The 16,632-nt window shown below is 72.2% G+C and carries 14 protein-coding genes; 4 read left to right on the top strand and 10 right to left on the bottom strand.

Annotated features, from left to right (window positions below):
- Positions 1-244: 244 nt before the first annotated feature.
- The 4 genes from prfB to HNR10_RS21880 all read right to left on the bottom strand — a co-directional run bounded on the left by prfB (position 245) and on the right by HNR10_RS21880 (position 8,319).
- A complete protein-coding gene (gene prfB, locus HNR10_RS21895; protein WP_218898880.1) occupies positions 245-1,354 on the bottom strand; it encodes a peptide chain release factor 2 in 1,110 nt (369 codons plus the stop codon).
- Positions 1,355-1,531: 177 nt separating this feature from the next.
- Positions 1,532-6,403, bottom strand: coding sequence for an NAD-glutamate dehydrogenase (locus HNR10_RS21890; RefSeq protein ID WP_179826455.1), 4,872 nt, complete (start codon positions 6,401-6,403; stop codon positions 1,532-1,534).
- A 333-nt stretch (positions 6,404-6,736) separates the two neighbouring features.
- Positions 6,737-7,483 (bottom strand): HAD family hydrolase, encoded by a 747-nt coding sequence (locus HNR10_RS21885; protein WP_179826454.1) that lies wholly within the window; start codon positions 7,481-7,483, stop codon positions 6,737-6,739.
- Positions 7,474-8,319, bottom strand: a complete 846-nt coding sequence (locus tag HNR10_RS21880; RefSeq protein ID WP_179826453.1) for a helix-turn-helix domain-containing protein — start codon at positions 8,317-8,319, stop codon at positions 7,474-7,476. Before HNR10_RS21880 ends, HNR10_RS21885 begins: the two co-directional genes overlap by 10 nt.
- A gap of 63 nt (positions 8,320-8,382) precedes the next feature.
- On the opposite strand from HNR10_RS21880, the gene HNR10_RS21875 reads away from it, so the two are divergent.
- From HNR10_RS21875 to HNR10_RS21860, 4 genes are read left to right on the top strand one after another with little or no spacing between them, the layout of a single operon-like run.
- Positions 8,383-9,792 carry an MFS transporter gene (locus tag HNR10_RS21875; protein ID WP_246406357.1) on the top strand — a complete coding sequence of 470 codons (1,410 nt, stop codon included), beginning with the start codon at positions 8,383-8,385 and terminating at the stop codon, positions 9,790-9,792.
- 34 nt (positions 9,793-9,826) lie between these two features.
- On the top strand, positions 9,827-10,621 hold the full coding sequence (locus HNR10_RS21870) for a MerR family transcriptional regulator (protein WP_179826451.1): 795 nt from the start codon (positions 9,827-9,829) through the stop codon (positions 10,619-10,621).
- Positions 10,622-10,673: 52 nt separating this feature from the next.
- Complete coding sequence (locus HNR10_RS21865) at positions 10,674-11,072, top strand: MerR family transcriptional regulator (RefSeq protein ID WP_179826450.1); 399 nt, start codon at positions 10,674-10,676, stop codon at positions 11,070-11,072.
- Positions 11,069-11,464, top strand: coding sequence for a thioredoxin family protein (locus HNR10_RS21860; protein WP_246406355.1), 396 nt, complete (start codon positions 11,069-11,071; stop codon positions 11,462-11,464). Before HNR10_RS21865 ends, HNR10_RS21860 begins: the two co-directional genes overlap by 4 nt.
- On the opposite strand, the gene HNR10_RS21855 is transcribed toward HNR10_RS21860, so the two are convergent.
- The 6 genes from HNR10_RS21855 to HNR10_RS21830 form a co-directional block, all read right to left on the bottom strand.
- Positions 11,461-11,886 carry a DUF6912 family protein gene (locus HNR10_RS21855; RefSeq protein ID WP_179826449.1) on the bottom strand — a complete coding sequence of 142 codons (426 nt, stop codon included), beginning with the start codon at positions 11,884-11,886 and terminating at the stop codon, positions 11,461-11,463. The genes HNR10_RS21860 and HNR10_RS21855 overlap by 4 nt on opposite strands.
- 31 nt (positions 11,887-11,917) lie before the next feature.
- Entirely contained in the window at positions 11,918-12,565 is a 648-nt protein-coding gene (locus HNR10_RS21850) for an HAD family hydrolase (RefSeq protein WP_179826447.1), read from the bottom strand.
- A gap of 82 nt (positions 12,566-12,647) precedes the next feature.
- A complete protein-coding gene (locus HNR10_RS21845) occupies positions 12,648-14,285 on the bottom strand; it encodes a glycoside hydrolase family 3 protein (RefSeq protein ID WP_179826445.1) in 1,638 nt (545 codons plus the stop codon).
- A 116-nt stretch (positions 14,286-14,401) separates the two neighbouring features.
- Positions 14,402-14,890 carry a PTS sugar transporter subunit IIA gene (locus tag HNR10_RS21840; protein ID WP_179826442.1) on the bottom strand — a complete coding sequence of 163 codons (489 nt, stop codon included), beginning with the start codon at positions 14,888-14,890 and terminating at the stop codon, positions 14,402-14,404.
- Positions 14,891-14,917: 27 nt separating this feature from the next.
- Entirely contained in the window at positions 14,918-15,154 is a 237-nt protein-coding gene (locus tag HNR10_RS21835; protein WP_179826440.1) for a glucose PTS transporter subunit EIIB, read from the bottom strand.
- 160 nt (positions 15,155-15,314) lie between these two features.
- Positions 15,315-16,358, bottom strand: coding sequence for an SIS domain-containing protein (locus tag HNR10_RS21830; protein WP_179826438.1), 1,044 nt, complete (start codon positions 16,356-16,358; stop codon positions 15,315-15,317).
- Positions 16,359-16,632: the final 274 nt, after the last annotated feature.

The raw sequence follows: 16,632 nt of genomic DNA, 5'->3' as shown, positions 1-16,632 counted from the left end.
GGCACAGCGAGGGCGCCGGACGGGGTTCTGGAGGTCCTGGAGGTGCGCTCGTGAGGCACGAGCGAGTGCACCGCAAGGGCCGAAGGTTCCCGTGCAAAGCACCCCGGGCCGAAGCGAAGCGGAGGCCCCAAGAGGCACAGCGAGGGCGCCGGACGGGGTTCTGGAGGTCCTGGAGGTGCGCTCGTGAGGCACGAGCGAGTGCACCGCAAGGGCCGAAGGTTCCCGTGCAAGGCGCCCGAGCCCACTACGCCGTGTCGCCGCGCTCGCGGCTGCGCATCCACCGGATCTCGGCGTCGATGAAGGCGTCGATCTCGCCGTCCAGCACACCCGAGGTGTTGCCGGTCTCGGCACCCGTCCGCACGTCCTTGACGCTCTGGTACGGGTGCAGCACGTAGTTGCGCATCTGCGTACCCCAGCTGCTCACCGAGTCGCCGCGAATCTCGTCCAGCGCGGCCTGCTCCTCCTCGCGCTTGCGGGCGAGCAGCTTGGACTGGAGCATCGTCATCGCGGTCGCCTTGTTCTGCAGCTGCGAGCGCTCGTTCTGGCAGGAGACCACGATGCCGGTGGGCAGGTGGGTGATGCGCACCGCGGAGTCGGTGGTGTTCACGCCCTGGCCGCCGGGACCGCTGGAGCGGTAGACGTCGATGCGCAGCTCGGTCTCGTCGATCTCGATGTGGTCGCTCTGCTCCACGGAGGGAACGACGTCCACGCCCGCGAACGAGGTCTGGCGGCGGTTCTGGTTGTCGAACGGCGAGATGCGCACCAGGCGGTGGGTACCGTGCTCCCCGCGCAGGGTCCCGTAGGCGAAGGGCGCCTTGACCGCGAAGGAGGTGGACTTGATGCCCGCCTCCTCGGCGTAGGAGGTCTCGTAGACGTCCGTGGGGTAGCCGTGGCGCTCGGCCCAGCGCAGGTACATGCGCTGCAGCATCTGCGCCCAGTCGGCGGCGTCGACCCCGCCCGCCTGGGAGTTGATGGTGACGATCGCCTCGCGCTCGTCGTGCGGGCCGTTGAGGAGCGTGCGCACCTCCAGCTCGCCGATGTCCTTGCGGAGCTGTTCGAGCTCGCGGTCGGCCTCGTCGCGGGTGTCGCTGTCACCTTCGGCCTCGGCCAGCTCGTAGAGCACGCCGATGTCGTCGAGGCGCTGGTCGATCCCCTCGATCTTGGTGACCATGGACTCCAGCGTGGACAGCTGCCGCGTCACCTTCTGCGCGTTGGCCTGGTCCGACCACAGCTCCGGGTCGGCCGACTGCTCCCGCAGTTCGGCGATCTCCGTCCGCATCGCCTCCATGTCCAACACCGCGGACACGCTCGCCAGGGTCGCCGCGAGTTCCTTGATCTTCTCTGCTGGGTCCATGTCTGCCACGCCCCCCAGTGTAGGGGCCGGACCCGTCCCCCCGGCCCAGTCCCGCCACCGGGACCCGCCCCGGACGGCCCCGTGCCCCCGGCCGGGATAGGGGCCGGGGGCACGGGGCGTCAGGTCGGGAACCGCGCCGTAGGCGTCCGTTGAGGGTGGTGGTGGGCGACGGGCGGGCTAGTCGACCAGGGAGCGGACCGAGCGCAGGGCCACCGACAGGGTGGCCAGGTCGAAGCGCTCGTTCTCCTGGATCTCCGACAGGGTGATGCCCGCGCGCTCGACAATCTCCTCGTTCTGCGCGATCCACCCGGTGATGAGCCCGGACGCGGACTCCTCCGGCGCGCCCGACTCCAGCACGCGGGCGGTCAGCGCGGCGTGCGCCGCGTACAGGTCGTCGCGCAGCGAGGAGCGGGCCATCGTGCCCCAGCGGTCGTCCCGGGGCAGTTCGATGATCCGTTCGCGCCACCAGCTGATGTTGAGCCGGTCGGCGAGCTCGAAGTACAGCTCGGCGACCTTCTCGACCGGGCGGCCCGTGCGCTGGGCGATCTCCACCAGGTCCAGCGTGGAGTAGGCCGGCACCATGACGGCCACCTGCTCCGCCAGGTCCGCCGGCACACCCATCTCCCGGTAGCGGTCACGCCGCTCGACGAAGGCCTCGCGGTCGCGGCCCTTGACCAGGTCGGCCAGGTGCGGCAGCACCTCGCCCACGCCGTCGGCGAAGTAGCCGATCTCGCTGCGCACGTCGAACGGGAAGGTGCGGTTGCGCAGCAGCCAGCGGGCGGAGCGCTCGGCGAGCTTGCGGGTCTCCAGCAGCAGCACGAGCTGGCTGTCCACGGAGATCTGGTGGTCCAGCTCCTCGACCCGGCCCCAGAAACTCCGCAGCCGGAGGATCTCCTGGACGACCAGGAAGGCGCGGGCGATGTCCGCGGCGCTGGATCCCAGCTCCTCGTTGAGCCGGAACGCGAAGGTGACCCCGGACCGGTTCACCATCTGGTTGACGACCTGGTTGACGATGATCTCCCGGCGCAGCGGGTGCGTGGCCACGCCCCCGGCGAAGCGCTCCGAGCGCAGCGGCGTCGGGAAGTAGTGCGTCAGGGTGTCGGCCAGGTACGGGTCCTCGGTCAGGTCCGAATCGGCGATCTGGTCCTTGAGGTCGATCTTCGTGTACGACAGCAGCGTCGAGAACTCGGGCGTCGTCAGCCCCATGCCCGCCGCGCGCCGCTCGGCGATGGTCTTGTCCGAGGGCAGGTCCTCCTGCTTGCGCTTGAGGACCTTGGTGCGCTCCAGGTGGCGCATGTAGCGGCCGTGGACGTGCAGCATCTGGCGGGTCTGGCTGCGCGCGGCGGCCAGCACCGTGTTCTGCGCGTAGTTGTTGTCCAGGACCAGCTCGGCGACCTCGTCGGTCATGTCGATGAACAGCTGGTCGCGGTCGGCCTTGTCCAGGCTGCCCGAGCGCACCTCGCGGTCGAGCATGATCTTGATGTTCACCTCGTGGTCGGAGGTGTCCACACCGGCGGAGTTGTCGATGAAGTCGGTGTTGATCCGGCCGCCCTCGCGGGCGAACTCGATCCGGGCGGGCTGGGTCAGGCCCAGGTTGCCGCCCTCGCCGACCACCTTGACGCGCAGTTCGGTGGCGTCGACGCGCACGCGGTCGTTGGCCTTGTCGCCCACGTCGGCGTGCGACTCACCGCTCGCCTTGACGTAGGTGCCGATGCCGCCGTTCCACAGCAGATCCACCGGAGCGGCCAGGACGCGGCGGATGAGCTCGTCCGGGGTGAGGCTGTCCACCCCGTCCTCGATCCCGAGCACCTCCCGCACCTGCGGGCTGACCGGCACCGACTTGGCGTCGCGCGGGAACACGCCCCCACCCTCGGAGATCAGGGCCGGGTCGTAGTCCGCCCAGGTGCTGCGCGGCAGCTCGAACATGCGCCCGCGCTCGACCCACGAGGTGTGCGGGTCGGGGTCCGGGTCCAGGAAGACGTGGCGGTGGTCGAAGGCGGCCACCAGCCGGATCTGCTTCGACAGCAGCATGCCGTTGCCGAACACGTCACCGGACATGTCGCCGATGCCGACCACGGTGAACGGCTGCTCCTGGACGTTCACGCCCATCTCGCGGAAGTGGTACCTGACCGACTCCCAGGCGCCGCGCGCGGTGATGCCCATGGCCTTGTGGTCGTAGCCGACCGAGCCGCCGGAGGCGAAGGCGTCGCCCAGCCAGAAGCCGCGGGCGGTGGAGATCTCGTTGGCGGTGTCGGAGAAGGTCGCGGTGCCCTTGTCGGCGGCGACCACCAGGTAGGAGTCGTCGCCGTCGCGCAGGACGGTGCGCTCGGGGTGCACGACCCGGCCGTCCACCAGGTTGTCGGTGACGTCGAGCAGGCCGCTGATGAACTGCTTGTAGCAGGCCACGACCTCGGCCATCACCTGTTCGCGGGTCCCGCCCTCGGGCAGCCGCTTGCAGACGAACCCGCCCTTGGCGCCGCTGGGCACGATGACCGAGTTCTTGACCATCTGGGCCTTGACCAGGCCGAGGATCTCGGTGCGGAAGTCCTCGAAGCGGTCGGACCAGCGCAGGCCGCCGCGGGCGACGGAGCCGAACCGCAGGTGCACGCCCTCCACGCGCGGCGAGTAGACGTACATCTCGAACCGGGGCCGCGGGTTGGGCAGGTCCGGGATCCGCTGCGGGTTGAGCTTGAGCACCAGGTAGGGGTGCCCCTGGTAGTGGTTGGTGCGCAGGGTCGCCTCGATGACCGCGAGGAACGAGCGCAGGATGCGGTCGTGGTCCAGGCTGGCCACGCTCTCCAGCTCGGCCTCGATCTTGTCGACCACGGCCGCGGCGCGCTCGTCGCGGCCCTCGTCGGGCCGGTCGGGGTCGAAGCGGGTCTCGAACAGCTCCATGAGCAGGCCGGCGATCCCGACGTTGGCGCCCAGGACGTCGGCGAGGAAGTCGGGGGTGTAGGTCGCACCGGTCTGGCGCAGGTACTTGGCGTAGGCCCGCAGGACGGTGATCTGGCGCCAGTCGAGGCCGGCGCGCACGACCAGGGCATCGAACCGGTCGGACTCGCTCCGGTCGCGCCAGGTGGCCTCGAAGGCGTCCTCGAACAGCTCGCGCAGGCGGTCGGCCGGCAGCTCGGTGGTCGTGGAGCGCCGCAGCCCCAGGTCGTAGATCCAGACCCGGCCCACGCTCTCGATGGACAGGTCGTAGGGCCACTCGTCGACGACGTCGACGCCCAGGTGCTCCAGGACGGGCAGCATGCGGCTCAGCGTGACGGGCTCGCCGACCCGGTAGAGCCGGAAGCGCCACTCCCCCAGCCGGGGGTCGTCGGGCTGGTAGAGCCGGCCGACGAACTCGCCCTGGCGGTGGTCGGGGTCGGTGCGCTCCAGCAGCTTCTCCAGCTCGCCGATGTCGGCGGCCGCGACCTCGGGCGAGTTGTCGACCTTGTAGGCCTCGGTGAGGCCGCTGGAGTAGCGCTCCTTGTAGGCGGTGGCGCGGCCGGGGCCGAACGCCTCGGTGAGGGCGGCGTCGAAGTCGGTGTCCCAGGAGCGGGCGGCCTCGCGGACCTTCTCCTCCAGGGCGACCTGGTCGATGTCGGCCAGGGTCTGCTTGGACTTGGCGCGGGCCACCAGGTACAGGCGGGCCAGCGGGGCGGCGCCGATCATGACGTTGTGGTCCATCGTGGCGCCCTCGAAGGCGTCGGCGAGGACCTTCTGGATGTCCAGGCGCACCCGGGTGCTGTACTCGTCGCGCGGCATGTACACGAAGCAGGACATGTAGCGGCCGCCGTAGGGGTCGCGCCGCATGAACAGCTTGGTGCCGCGCCGGTCGCGCAGGCGCAGGACGCCGCGGACGATGTTGTAGAGCTCGTTGACGGGGATCTGCAGGAGCTCCTCGCGCGGGAAGGTCTCCAGCAGCTCGATGAGGTCCTTGCCGTCGTAGCTGTCGGCCTCGAACCCGGCCAGCGACAGGACCTCGGCCTGCTTGCGGCGCAGGATCGGGATCTGGGCGATGGACTCGGTGTTGGCCTGGGAGGTGAACAGGCCGAGGAAGCGGCGCTCGCCGACGATGTTGCCCTGGGCGTCGAACTTCTTGACGCCGATGTAGTCCAGGTACTTGGGCCGGTAGACGGTGGCGCGGGAGTTGGCCTTGGTCAGCACGAGGACGAAGGGCTCGCGGGCCTTGGCGCGGATCTCCGGCGGCAGGGCGGCGAAGCCGGTGGAGGCGGGCGAGTCCATCCGCAGGATGCCCAGGCCCGAACCGGGCTCCGGGCGCAGCGCCTCGTCACCGTTCTCGTCGGTGACCAGGGCGTACTCGCGGTAGCCCATGAAGGTGAAGTGGCGGCTCGCGGTCCAGCGCAGGAAGTCGACGCTCTCGCCGATCTCGCGGGAGTCGACGCCGCCCGCCACCAGGCGGTCGGGGTAGGCGGCCAGCTCGTCGGCGATGCGGATCGCCCGGCTGCTCATCTTGGCGGCGTCCTCGTCCACGTAGCGGACGTCGTTGAGGACGTTCTCCACGCGGGTGGTGATCTCCTTGACGCGCTCGGGATCGTCCTGGCGGTCGATCTCGATGTGCATCCAGGACTCGTCGGTGGGCAGCAGCCCGTCGCCGCCGATCTCGGGGTCGATCTCCCGCAGGACGCCCTCGAGGTCGCGGCCGACCGTCATCTGGGGGTGGATGATGAGGCGGGCACCGGCGCCGAGGTCGTGCAGCGCCATGGTGACGGAGGAGACGAGGAAGGGGGCGTTGTCGGTGACGATCTCGACGATGCTGGTCTGCTGCTCCCAGCCGTCACGCGTCCGCTCGGGGGTGTAGACGCGGACCTTGGCGCGCCCGGGGACGCGGTGGGCGCCGAAGAAGCGGTGCGCCCCGGCGGGGCCGCAGATCTGTTCGGGGGTGCGGCCGGAGATCTCCTCCGGGTCCGTGTGCCGGTAGTAGAACGGCAGGAAGCGTCGGACGGCGTCGGCGTCCTCGGGGGACAGGCCCGCTCGGGGCGACCACTTCGCGGCCGCGTCGCTGAGCAGCTTCTGGAGGATGACGTCTGATGGCCCGGACATAGGGATCTCTCACTCCTTTGTGAGCAACGTCGCACGAGCGCTGGAGAAACAGCCGGTCATGTGACCTGTGGGCTTCCGTGCTGATGGGTGCTTCTGGGTGCGCCCCGTGACGGGGCGCGCGGGAACGGTGATGGGACGACACCTGTGCGCACAGGCGGAACAATGGAGAGGCGGCAGACGCCGTTGTCCCCACCTCATCCGCTGACCAGGCTACTGGTTTTCGCGCGAGAGGACAGGTGCAACACCGTTACGCGGTAGTTACAACCTGTAAGAAACGGATTGCGGTGGTCACGGGCACGGAACACATGGACCTCCGGGGCCTTGCGCTGCGAACTATCGGGCCGTCGCCTGGTGCACGGCCGTCATGACCGCCTGGGGATCGCCCAGGTCGGGCAGGACCGCCACCGCGCCGGCGTCACGGAGCTGGGCCTCGGTGGCCGAGCCCGTACGGACGGCGAGCGGGACCGCGCCGCCGATCCGTGCGGCGCGGACGTCGGAGACGGCGCTGGTCACGAACACCGTCTCCTGCTCTGTGTAGGGCCGCCCGCCGTCGCCGCCGGCGTGCAGGCGGATGGACTGGATGAGGGACGACTTGGGGTAGTTCACCGAACCGTACCCGCCGATCGCCAGGTCCAGGTGGGCGTCCAGGCCGAAGGCCACGAGCTTGGCCACGGCGTTGGCGCGGGTGCTGCCGCTCACCACCGTCTGGACGGTCTCGGGCATCCCGGCGACGGCCGCCAGCGAGGCCGCGGCACCGGACATCACCCGCCCCTGGGCGAGGAGTTCGTCGGTGCGGCGGGCGAACGCCTCCTCCAGCAGGGACATGAACTCCGCGAGGACGTCGCCGTCGGGTTCCACGTCGACGTCGTTGCGCGCGCAGAACTCGAAGAACATCTCCGAGTCGGTGCGCCCCTCGGCGGAGGTCAGGTAGACCAGCGGATCGCCCGTGACCTTCTCGAAGGCCTCGGCGTAGGCGGCCCTCATCACCCGTCCGACGTCGAGGAGGGTGAGGTCGATGTTCCAGAGCACCAGGCGGCTGATGGCTGACTCCTCGACGTTAGGGGACGGGGCTACCCCCATCTTGCCGTATGGGCGATTCTCCCAGGAACCGCGCGACCGGGACCGGCCACCGGCCGGGGCGCGCGGGACAGCAGGGCGCGCAGGGCCGCGGGGGTACAGCCGGTCTGGGCGCGCACCGCCCGGGTCAGGTGGGCCTGGTCGGCGAATCCCAGGTCGGCGGCGACGTCGGCCAGCCGGTCGGCCCCCTCCTCCAGCCGGTCGAGCGCACGGGCCACCCGTACGCGGGTGCGGAACGCGCTGACGGTCACGCCGGTGTGGTGCCGGAAGGTCCGGCTGAGGTGGGCGGGGCCCACGCCGAGCTCGCGGGCCAGCCCCACGAGGTCGTGGGAGGCGGGGTGGTCGGCCAGGATCGCCTCGCGGGCCGCCTCGGCCAGGGTCCGGCGCCCGGGCCCGGCCGTCACCGGCAGCCGCTCGCTCCGCAGGGCGCGGCGCAGCAGCCACAGCACCCCCTCGGTGGCGCCGAACCCGTCGTCGGCGCGCAGCAGCAGTCGGTGCGCCGTGTCCAGTCGCCCGTCCGCCGCGAACACCGGAGAGACGGGGCGGCCGTCGGCGGCCTCCCGCCACAGCTCCTCCCCCACGGTGACCGCGGTGCACTCGTCGCCGCCGGCCGGATGGGCGAAGCCGTAGGCGCGGCCGGGCACCTCCACGTAGCCGACCGTCCGGTCCAGCGCGACCTCACCGCCGGGGCCGCGCAGCCGGAACCGGCCCCGGCGCACCAGGACGATCCCCACCGTGTCCGAGACCTCGGGCTCCGACCAGTCGGCGTGCTCGTCGGTGCAGGTGACGGCGTGCACCGTGAGATGGGCGGCCGTGTGCACGGCTCGTGCGCGACGCATGCCCGCAGCCTATGCTCAAGGATCTTCAAGACCGGCGGGGGCCGCCGGGGCAAGCTGACCGCCATGACTCCCAGCACCCCGCGTCCCCGTGCCCTGTCCGGCGGCGGCCTGGCGGTCCTGCTCGTCGGGCAGGCCATGGCCTCGATGGACGCCTCCATCACCGCCGTGGCGGTTCCCACGATCCGGGCCGACCTCGGCGCCGGCGACGCCGCCGTCCAGCTCGTCGTCGCCGGCTACGTCCTCACCATGGGCGTGCTGGTGGTGACGTGCGCCCGGCTCGGCGACCTGGTCGGCCACCGGCGGGCGTTCCTGGCCGGGCTCGCGGGCTTCACCGCGGCCTCCCTGCTGTGCGGCCTCGCACCGAACGCGGGCGCCCTGGTGGCGGGGCGGATCCTGCAGGCCTGCGGCGGGGCGCTCATGGTCCCCCAGGTCATGTCGCTGATCCAGCTGGGCCGTGCCGGGCGCTCCCGCGAACGGGCGTTCGGCCTGTACTCGACGGTGCTCGCCCTGGGGGTCGCGCTGGGCCAGGTGGCGGGCGGGCTGGTCGTGTCGGCCGACCTCGCCGGACTGGGGTGGCGCCCCGCCTTCCTGGTCAACGTGCCCGTGGGCCTGGTCCTGCTCTGCCTGGGCCCGCGGCTGCTGCCCGCCGGCACGCGCGCCGCGGACCGCCGCCTCGACCTGCCCGGGGCCGTGGTCCTGGCCGCGGGCATGGGTGCGGTGCTGGTGGCACTGGTGTTCGGTCGGGAGTACTCCTGGGGCCCGTGGGCCTGGGGGTGTGCGGGTGCGGGCGTGGCGGTCCTGGCGTTCTTCGTCCGGCACGAGCGCCGCACCGAGCGTCCGCTGCTCGACCTCGACGTCCTGCGGCCGCCGGGGGTGAAGCCGGGACTGGCGGCGTGCTTCACCGTCATGGGCTGCTACTCGGCGTTCCTGTTCACCCTCACGCTGCACCTGCAGGACGGGCTCGGCTGGTCGCCCCTGGCCGCCGGGACCGCGTTCGTCCCCTACGCGGCGGGTTTCGCCGCGCTCAGCCTGTGTTGGGCGCGGCTGCCCGAGCGGGCGCGGCGCGCGCTGCCCGTGCTGGGGCCGCCGGCCTTCGCGGTCGCGCTCGTGGCCCTGCTGCCGCTCACCCACGACGGCCGGCCCCCGGCCGCGTCGGCGGTGCTGGCCGTCGCCGGGTGCGGGCACGCCGCGGGCTACGGCCCCCTGATCGCGCGGGTCGCCGCGCTGGCGGGCTCCCGGCACGCCTCGGCGGTGTCCGCGCTGAACACGACGGGGTCCATGCTCGCCACCACGCTCGGCGTGGCCGCACTCGGCGGTGTGTTCCTCGCGGCCGGCGACACGCGGACGGGGCTCACGGCGGCGTCGGTGCCGACCGCCGGGCTGCTGCTGGTGGCCACCGGGTGCGCCGCGGCCTCCGTGTCGGCCGCGCGCCGCCGCGACCGGGGGTCGAGACTCAGCGGAACCGGGTCTTGAACCTGACGCGGCGTCACGTCCTAGGGTCGGTCGCATGGCACCTGACGAGGCTGGATACAAGGTCGGCGAGCTGGCGCGGGCGTCCGGGCTGACCGTCCGGGCCCTGCGCTACTACGACCGGATCGGGCTGCTGAGGCCTTCGCGGAGGACCGGTGGCGGCCACCGCGTGTACGACGCCGCCGACGTGCGGCGGCTGTACCGGATCCGGCTGCTGCGCGGAGTGGGCCTGTCCCTGGAGCAGATCGGCCACGCGCTGGACGACCCCGGATGGGACCTGGCCGCCGCCGTGCGCCACCACCTGGCCTCGTTGGACCGGCGGATGACCGCCGCGCACCGCCTGCGCGACCGGCTCGCCGCCATGGCGGCCACCCTGGACCGCGAGGACGTCCCGTCCCCGGTCGAGTTCTTCGAGGCGATGGAGGAGATGGTCGTGTTGGACAGCACAGTGCGGCGCCGGATCTCGATCCTGGTGTACGACGACATCGAGGCGGTCCACGACCACCTGGTCCGGGTGTTCGGGCTGGGCGCCGGTCCGCTCACCCGGGACGGCCAGGGCAGGTGCGTGCACGGGGAGGTCGACGCGGGCGACGGCGTGATCTGGCTCCACCGGGAGGCGCCGGAGTTCGGCCTGGCCTCGCCGAGGAGCCTGGGCGCGGCCAGCGCGACCACCGCGGTGATGGTGGAGTCCGTGGACGAGCACTACCGGCGCGCGGTCGCCGAGGGCGCACGGATCGTCTACGAGCCCGTGGACCAGCCCTACGGCTACCGCGAGTACTCCGCCCGCGATCCGGAGGGGGCGCTCTGGTCGTTCATGGCTCCCCTGGACTGATCCGCCCGTACCCGTTGCGTTGACGTCGGCGTCAAGGTCTAGCGTGACGGTCATGCGCATCGGCGAACTCGCCCGGCGGGCCGGGGTCAGCACGCGGACTCTGCGGTACTACGAGTCCCGCGGTCTGCTCCCGACCCGTCGGGGGACCAACGGCTACCGGGTCTACGACGACGGGGACCTGCGTCTGGTGGAGCAGATCCGCACACTGCAGGACGTCGGGTTCGGGCTGGAGGAGACGCGCCCGTTCGTGGAGTGCCTGCGGGCCGGGCACCCGACCGGGGACTCCTGCCCCGCGTCGCTGGACGTCTACCGCGGCAAGCTCGCGGAGCTCGACACGCTCATCGACGAGCTCCGGGCCGTGCGCCACCAGGTGAGCGCGCAGCTGGCGCGGGCCGAGCTGGACCTGCCCGACCCGCCCGACCCGCTGTGCCAGACGAAGGGACGACCATGACCATGACCGGATCCGCCGAGCTGCACCGGACGACGGACGACACCTTCACCGAGGACGTCCTGCGTTCGGACGTGCCGGTGCTCGTGGAGTTCACCTCCGACAGCTGCCCTCCGTGCCGCCAGTTGGAGCCGGTGCTGCGGTCCCTGGCCGACGACCTGCGCGGCCGGATGAGGATCGTGCAGGTCGACGTGCCGACCAGCCCGAACACCACACGCGACCACAACGTGATGGCCACGCCCACCATGCTCCTCTTCCAGGGGGGCGAGCCGGTGCGGCAGCTGGTCGGCGCCCAGCCCAAGCGCCGGCTGATGCGCGAGGTCGAGCCGTTCGTCCGAGCGGAGGGTCCGGAGCCGGGCGCGGGGGCCGGCGCGTCCGCGCAACCGCGGCCCTAGGCGTCGCCGACGAGGTGGCGCAGCTCCTGGACGGCGAACCACAGCAGTTCGTGGTCCTCCGCGGCGCCGGCGGCGATGTCGTCGGCCGCCGCCTCGTCGTCCACGTGCGCGGACGCCAGCTTCTTGTAGGGGACGGGCTCGGTCACCGAGACCCGGACCACGTGCGGTCCGGCACCGCCCCGGCGCTCGACGACGTGGTCGGGCATGACCGCCGCCAGGACGACGCGGCGCCGGGGCGCGTCGGGGTCGGCGGCCAGGAGGTCCAGGGACGCATCGGCCGCGGCGTACATGGCCTCGTACTCGGCCTCCTCGGCGTCCCCGTCGGGTCCGGGATCGGCGGCGAAGGCGGTGGTGCCGTCGGCCCTCCCGGTGTCGAGGACGCCGGCGAGGCCGGGGATGGTGCTGGGCAGGAAGACGTACATGCGGGCGGCTCTCAGGTGCGTGGATCGAACCCTACGAGTGTGCCACCGCCGACGTCAGGAAGCGCTCCAGCGCCCGCTGCGTGGACGCGGTGTCGGTGTGCAGGATGCCCGTCATCCCGAGTGCCTCGGCGGTGCGGACGTTGTGCTCCAGGTCGTCGATGAACACGCAGTCCTCGGGCGCCAGGCCGAGGCGTTCGCAGGTGTGCAGGTAGATGCGCTCCTCGGGCTTGCGCATGCCCACCTCGCCGGAGATCACCACGGTGTCGAAGGTCGTCTCGAAGTGCTCGTGCGGGTAGCCGTTGCCCCAGGAGTTGGACAGCAGCGCGGTGGCGGCGCCGTCGCGCCTGGACCTGCGCAGGAGTTCGTACATGCCGTGCACGGGCTCGAAGTTGGCGAACATCCGGTGGATGAGCCCCTCGGCCACGACCGGTCCGCCGTGGGTGGACCGCAGCAGGCGCGCCAGGTCGCGCTCGAACTGTGGGACGGGGATCTCGCCCCTCTCCAGCGCGTGGACCGGGTTGCTGCCGTTGAGGCTGCCGTCGAAGTAGGGCCGCATCACCTCCTGGTAGTGGTCGATGTCGATCCGGTCGGCGCACAGCCAGGCCCGGATTCCGTCGATCAGCGGCGGCGTGAGGACGCCGCCCCAGTCGGAGATGACCCCTCGGCGGGTGCTGTCCATCCGATCCCTCCATCTGTTGGGGCGGGGAACGGTTCTTCCCGTTCCCCGCCCGCTTCAATCTCCCCGTAGGGGGACAAAGCACTCAGAAGGAGAGGCCGTCGCCCGCGGTCGCGACGTCCGGGATGTCCACGGGGAGCGTTCCGGTGGGATCGACCTCGCCGGCGATCACCCGGGCGGCGGCGTTCCTCGACACCTCCACCGACGAGTACACGGCCAGGAAGGCGTGGACGTCGGGGAAGGCCGCCAGGTCGTAGGGGCCGCCCTGGGCGACGACGATGACGGGCCCCTGGGCGGACTCCACCAGGGCGCGCTGCTCCTGGGTGGCCCCGTCGGTGCCCACGACCAGTGTCGGGGCGGTGGCGTCGACCGTGACACCGGCCTCGGTGAGCGCGGCGGCGATCGTGTCCGCGCCCGCGCCCTCGACCCGCACCGGCGTGTCCGCCAGCGGCAGCAGTCCGTCCTCGTTGCGCAGCATGGTCACGGAGGCGTCGGCGACGGTCCGGGCCGCCTCCTCGTGTCCCAGGGCGTCGGCCGCGGCGGCCGGATCCACCGGCTCGGCCTCCAGGATCCCGCGCTTCTCCTTGAGGGTGAGCACCCGCAGCACCGACGCGTCGATGCGCTCCTCGGTGATCCGGCCCTCCTCCACGGCGGCGCGCAGGGCGGCCACGGCGGCGGCCGGGTCCGGTGGCATCAGCAACTGGTCCACCCCCGCCTCGACGGCCCTGACGGCGACCTCGCCGTCGTCGTGGCGCTGGCGCACGCCCTCCATGTTGAGGGCGTCGGTGGTGACGACGCCGTCGTAGCCCAGCTCCTCGCGCAGGATGCCGTCGATGATCGACGGCGACAGGGTGGCCGGGTCGGGGTCCTCACTGCTGTCCAGGCCCGGCATGAGCACGTGCGCGGTCATGATCGCGTCGACGTCGGCCTCGACGGCGGCACGGAACGGCGGCAGGTGCTCCTGCTCCCACTGGTCGCGCGGCAGGTCGATGACGGGCAGGCCGGTGTGGCTGTCCACGTCGGTGTCACCGTGGCCCGGGAAGTGCTTGACGACGGAGACGACACCGCCCTCGGCGAAGGCCCCGGCCTCGGCCACGGCCATCTCCGCCACCAGGTCCGGGTCGGAGCCGAACGAGCGGATCCCGATCACCGGGTTGTTCGGGTCGGTGTTGACGTCGGCGACCGGCGCGTAGTCCAGGTTGATCCCGAGCGCGGACAATTCCGCCGCGGTGGTCCCGGCCAGGAGTTCGGCCATCGCCGTGTCGTGGCTCGCCCCGACCGCCATCGCGTCCGGGAAGCGGGTGCCCACGGGCAGCCGCGCCACCATGCCCTGCTCCTGGTCGACGCCGACGAACAGCGGGACGCCCTGCCCCTGGTCGGCCGCCAGGTCCTGGACGCCGACGGACATCTCCGCGATCTGCCCGGCGCCGGTCAGGTTGGCGTCGAAGTAGATGAGGCCCCCGGGCCGGTAGGTCTCGATCTGGGCCGCGTTCTCCGCGGCCGTGGTCCCCTGCGCCGTCAGCACCAGGAGCTGGCCGATCTTGTCGTCCAGCTCCATCTGCGCGAGCAGCTCGGGCGCGAGCACGGGTTCGAAGGCCTCGACGGTCGGGGATGGTTCGTCCTCCGGCGGCGAGGGGTCCACCTCCTCGGTTGTGCACGCACTGGCGAGCAGGGTGAGGGCCGCACAGGCCGTGGCGAGGGCTCGCAGTGGGAGCGGTCTCATGGCGGGTGTCATCTCCGGAGGTCAGCGGGTCGCGGCCGGAGAATACCGCCTCGGTCGGGATGATCCGGCGCACGGTCGCCCGCGCGCCGGATCCTACTGCCGGGTAGGCCTGATCCCTAGTGCCAGGTGAAGAGGGACTCGCCCGTGCGGACGACGCCGTCCGCGAGGTCGCGCACGGCCCCCTCGGCGGCGTCCAGGGCGACCACCGGCACGACCGACGGCTTGCCCTGGGCCGCGACCAGGCCCGGCGACCAGCGGATCACCGGGGTGCCGGCCTCGATCCTGGCGCCCTCCTCGGCCAGGAGGGTGAACCCCTCCCCCGCGAGTTCCACGGTGTCGATACCCAGGTGCACCAGCACACCGCGGCGCTGGTCGGGAGCCATCACCACGAACGCGTGGGGGTGGAGCTTGACCAGGTCGCCGGTGATGGGGGCGACCGCCGACTGCGTACCCTCCTGGCCGCCCTCCTGCCCCGGCTCGGGGTGGACGGCGACGCCGGGGCCGACCATCCCCTCCGAGAACACGGGATCGGGCACGGTCGAGAGGGAGAGCGCGGTCCCGGCGACGGGGGCGAGGACGTCGAGCGCGTCCGTAACGTCTGACATGGGGAATCCCTTCCCTCCCAGGGAGAGTTAATCCAGCAGGTCCCTGATGTCGTCGGTGAGGGTGTCCGCTTCGGGACCCACGACGACCTGCACGACGTTGCCCGACATCAGGACGCCGTGGGCGCCCGCGGCGCGCAGGTCGCCCTCCTTCACCAGACCGGGGTCGGCCACCTCGGTCCGCAGCCGGGTGATGCACGCCTCGATGTCCTCGATGTTGGCCGGGCCGCCCAACCCGGCGACGATCGCCGCTGCCTTGTCCGCCATCTGTCCTCCGTGCTCTGCCATGGGAACGGGAGTTCCCCCGGGATGAGCCTATGGGTGACCCACCCCACACACCAGGGTCCGCGCGACCGCGCTGAGTACGCGGGGGTACTCGGTCGCCGGACGGGGTCCCCGCGTCAGGGCGTGTTCCGTGGATGCCGCCCTATGAGGTCTGGGTGACCTTGTTGAGCCCGCGCGGCACGTCCGGGTTGTAGCCCAGGCGGCGGGCGAGGCGCTCGGTGAGCAGCTGCGCCGGCACGATGAGGTTCATCGGCGACACCCACTCGGGCACGTCCGGCACCGGAACGGCCAGGTCGCTCGCGGCGGCCAGGGCCGGTCCGCCGCCGAAGCCGAACACCGGGGCCCCGGCGGAGCGGGCGCGTTCGGCGAGCGCGACGGTCCCCTGGAGGGTCGGCCCGGTGGGCGCGGCCACGAGCAGGGCCGGAGTGCGCGGGTCGACGACGGCGATGGGGCCGTGCAGCAGGTCGGCGTAGGACAGGCCCATCGCGTGCAGGTAGCAGGCCTCCTTGAGCTTGAGGGCGGCCTCCAGCGCGGTGGAGAAGGCCATGCCACGGCCGGAGATGACCGCGCCCTGCACGGCGACCATCCGCTCGACGATCTCCTCCAGCGCGTCGGCGGGCGCCGCGAGGGTCTCCTCGATGCCGTCGGGCACGCGGTCCAGGTCGCCGGCGTCCAGGTCGGCGCCCAGCCCCAGGGCCAGGACCGCCAGCGCGGCGAGCTGGGTGTTGTAGGTCTTCGTGGCGGGCACCGCCAGCTCGTCTCCGGCCCGGGTGACCAGCGCGACGTCGGCCTCGGCGGCCAGCGGGGACCCGGCGCCGTTGGTCACGGCGACGGTGCGGGCGCCGCAGTCGGCGGCCCAGCGCATGGTCTCGACGATCTCCTCGGTCTTGCCGGACTGGGAGATGGCCACGGCCAGGACGTCGGAGAGGTCGATCTTCGCGCCGTAGGTGGTCGCGATGGAGGGCGAACCCAGCGTGGCCAGGCGGCCGGAGTGCGCCTGCAGCAGGTAGCCGCCGTAGACCGCCGCGTTGTCGGAGGAGCCGCGCGCGATGAAGAGCACGTGCCGGGTGCGCCGGCCCAGGGCCTCGATCTCGGGGCGCAGCGGCAACAGCTCGGCGAACGTGCGGCGCAGCGCCTCGGGCTGCTCGGCGATCTCGGAGCGCATCACGCTCGTCGTGGTCGTCATGGAGAACCTTCCGTGAGTGGCGGGCGGTCCGGGCCGGGACCGGGGGCCGCGTCGGCCGCTGCTCCGGGGCGGTCCGGACACCGTCCGACCTGCCCCGGTTCTGGTACGAACCGCCTGCTGTCAGGCGTATTGACACGCGGGCGGAGCTATGGTCTAGTCCGGACTATACCAGTCAGATCGGAGAGGTCACCGGCCCCGGGGACGACCCGGACACCGGCACCCGGCCGCGCCGGGGCGAGCGTCCGCGGAACATGCCCTAGGGTCGAACGCCCGA

Origin of the sequence: Nocardiopsis aegyptia (genome assembly GCF_013410755.1) — a bacterium.
GTDB classification, from domain to species: domain Bacteria; phylum Actinomycetota; class Actinomycetes; order Streptosporangiales; family Streptosporangiaceae; genus Nocardiopsis; species Nocardiopsis aegyptia.
The sequence above is the reverse complement of the archived record's forward strand: the minus strand, read 5'-3'. Positions and strand labels throughout refer to the sequence as shown.

Excerpts from the sequence above, each read along its gene's own strand:
- HNR10_RS21875 (WP_246406357.1), top strand. The coding sequence starts at position 8,383 with ATGACTCCCAGCACCCCGCGTCCCCGTGCCCTGTCCGGCGGCGGCCTG.
- HNR10_RS21870 (WP_179826451.1), top strand. The coding sequence starts at position 9,827 with ATGGCACCTGACGAGGCTGGATACAAGGTCGGCGAGCTGGCGCGGGCG.
- HNR10_RS21835 (WP_179826440.1), bottom strand. The coding sequence starts at position 15,154 with ATGGCGGACAAGGCAGCGGCGATCGTCGCCGGGTTGGGCGGCCCGGCC.
- HNR10_RS21865 (WP_179826450.1), top strand. The coding sequence starts at position 10,674 with ATGCGCATCGGCGAACTCGCCCGGCGGGCCGGGGTCAGCACGCGGACT.
- HNR10_RS21885 (WP_179826454.1), bottom strand. The coding sequence starts at position 7,483 with ATGGGGGTAGCCCCGTCCCCTAACGTCGAGGAGTCAGCCATCAGCCGC.
- HNR10_RS21880 (WP_179826453.1), bottom strand. The coding sequence starts at position 8,319 with ATGCGTCGCGCACGAGCCGTGCACACGGCCGCCCATCTCACGGTGCAC.
- HNR10_RS21840 (WP_179826442.1), bottom strand. The coding sequence starts at position 14,890 with ATGTCAGACGTTACGGACGCGCTCGACGTCCTCGCCCCCGTCGCCGGG.
- HNR10_RS21850 (WP_179826447.1), bottom strand. The coding sequence starts at position 12,565 with ATGGACAGCACCCGCCGAGGGGTCATCTCCGACTGGGGCGGCGTCCTC.
- HNR10_RS21830 (WP_179826438.1), bottom strand. The coding sequence starts at position 16,358 with ATGACGACCACGACGAGCGTGATGCGCTCCGAGATCGCCGAGCAGCCC.
- prfB (WP_218898880.1), bottom strand. The coding sequence starts at position 1,354 with ATGGACCCAGCAGAGAAGATCAAGGAACTCGCGGCGACCCTGGCGAGC.
- HNR10_RS21855 (WP_179826449.1), bottom strand. The coding sequence starts at position 11,886 with ATGTACGTCTTCCTGCCCAGCACCATCCCCGGCCTCGCCGGCGTCCTC.
- HNR10_RS21845 (WP_179826445.1), bottom strand. The coding sequence starts at position 14,285 with ATGAGACCGCTCCCACTGCGAGCCCTCGCCACGGCCTGTGCGGCCCTC.
- HNR10_RS21890 (WP_179826455.1), bottom strand. The coding sequence starts at position 6,403 with ATGTCCGGGCCATCAGACGTCATCCTCCAGAAGCTGCTCAGCGACGCG.
- HNR10_RS21860 (WP_246406355.1), top strand. The coding sequence starts at position 11,069 with ATGACCATGACCGGATCCGCCGAGCTGCACCGGACGACGGACGACACC.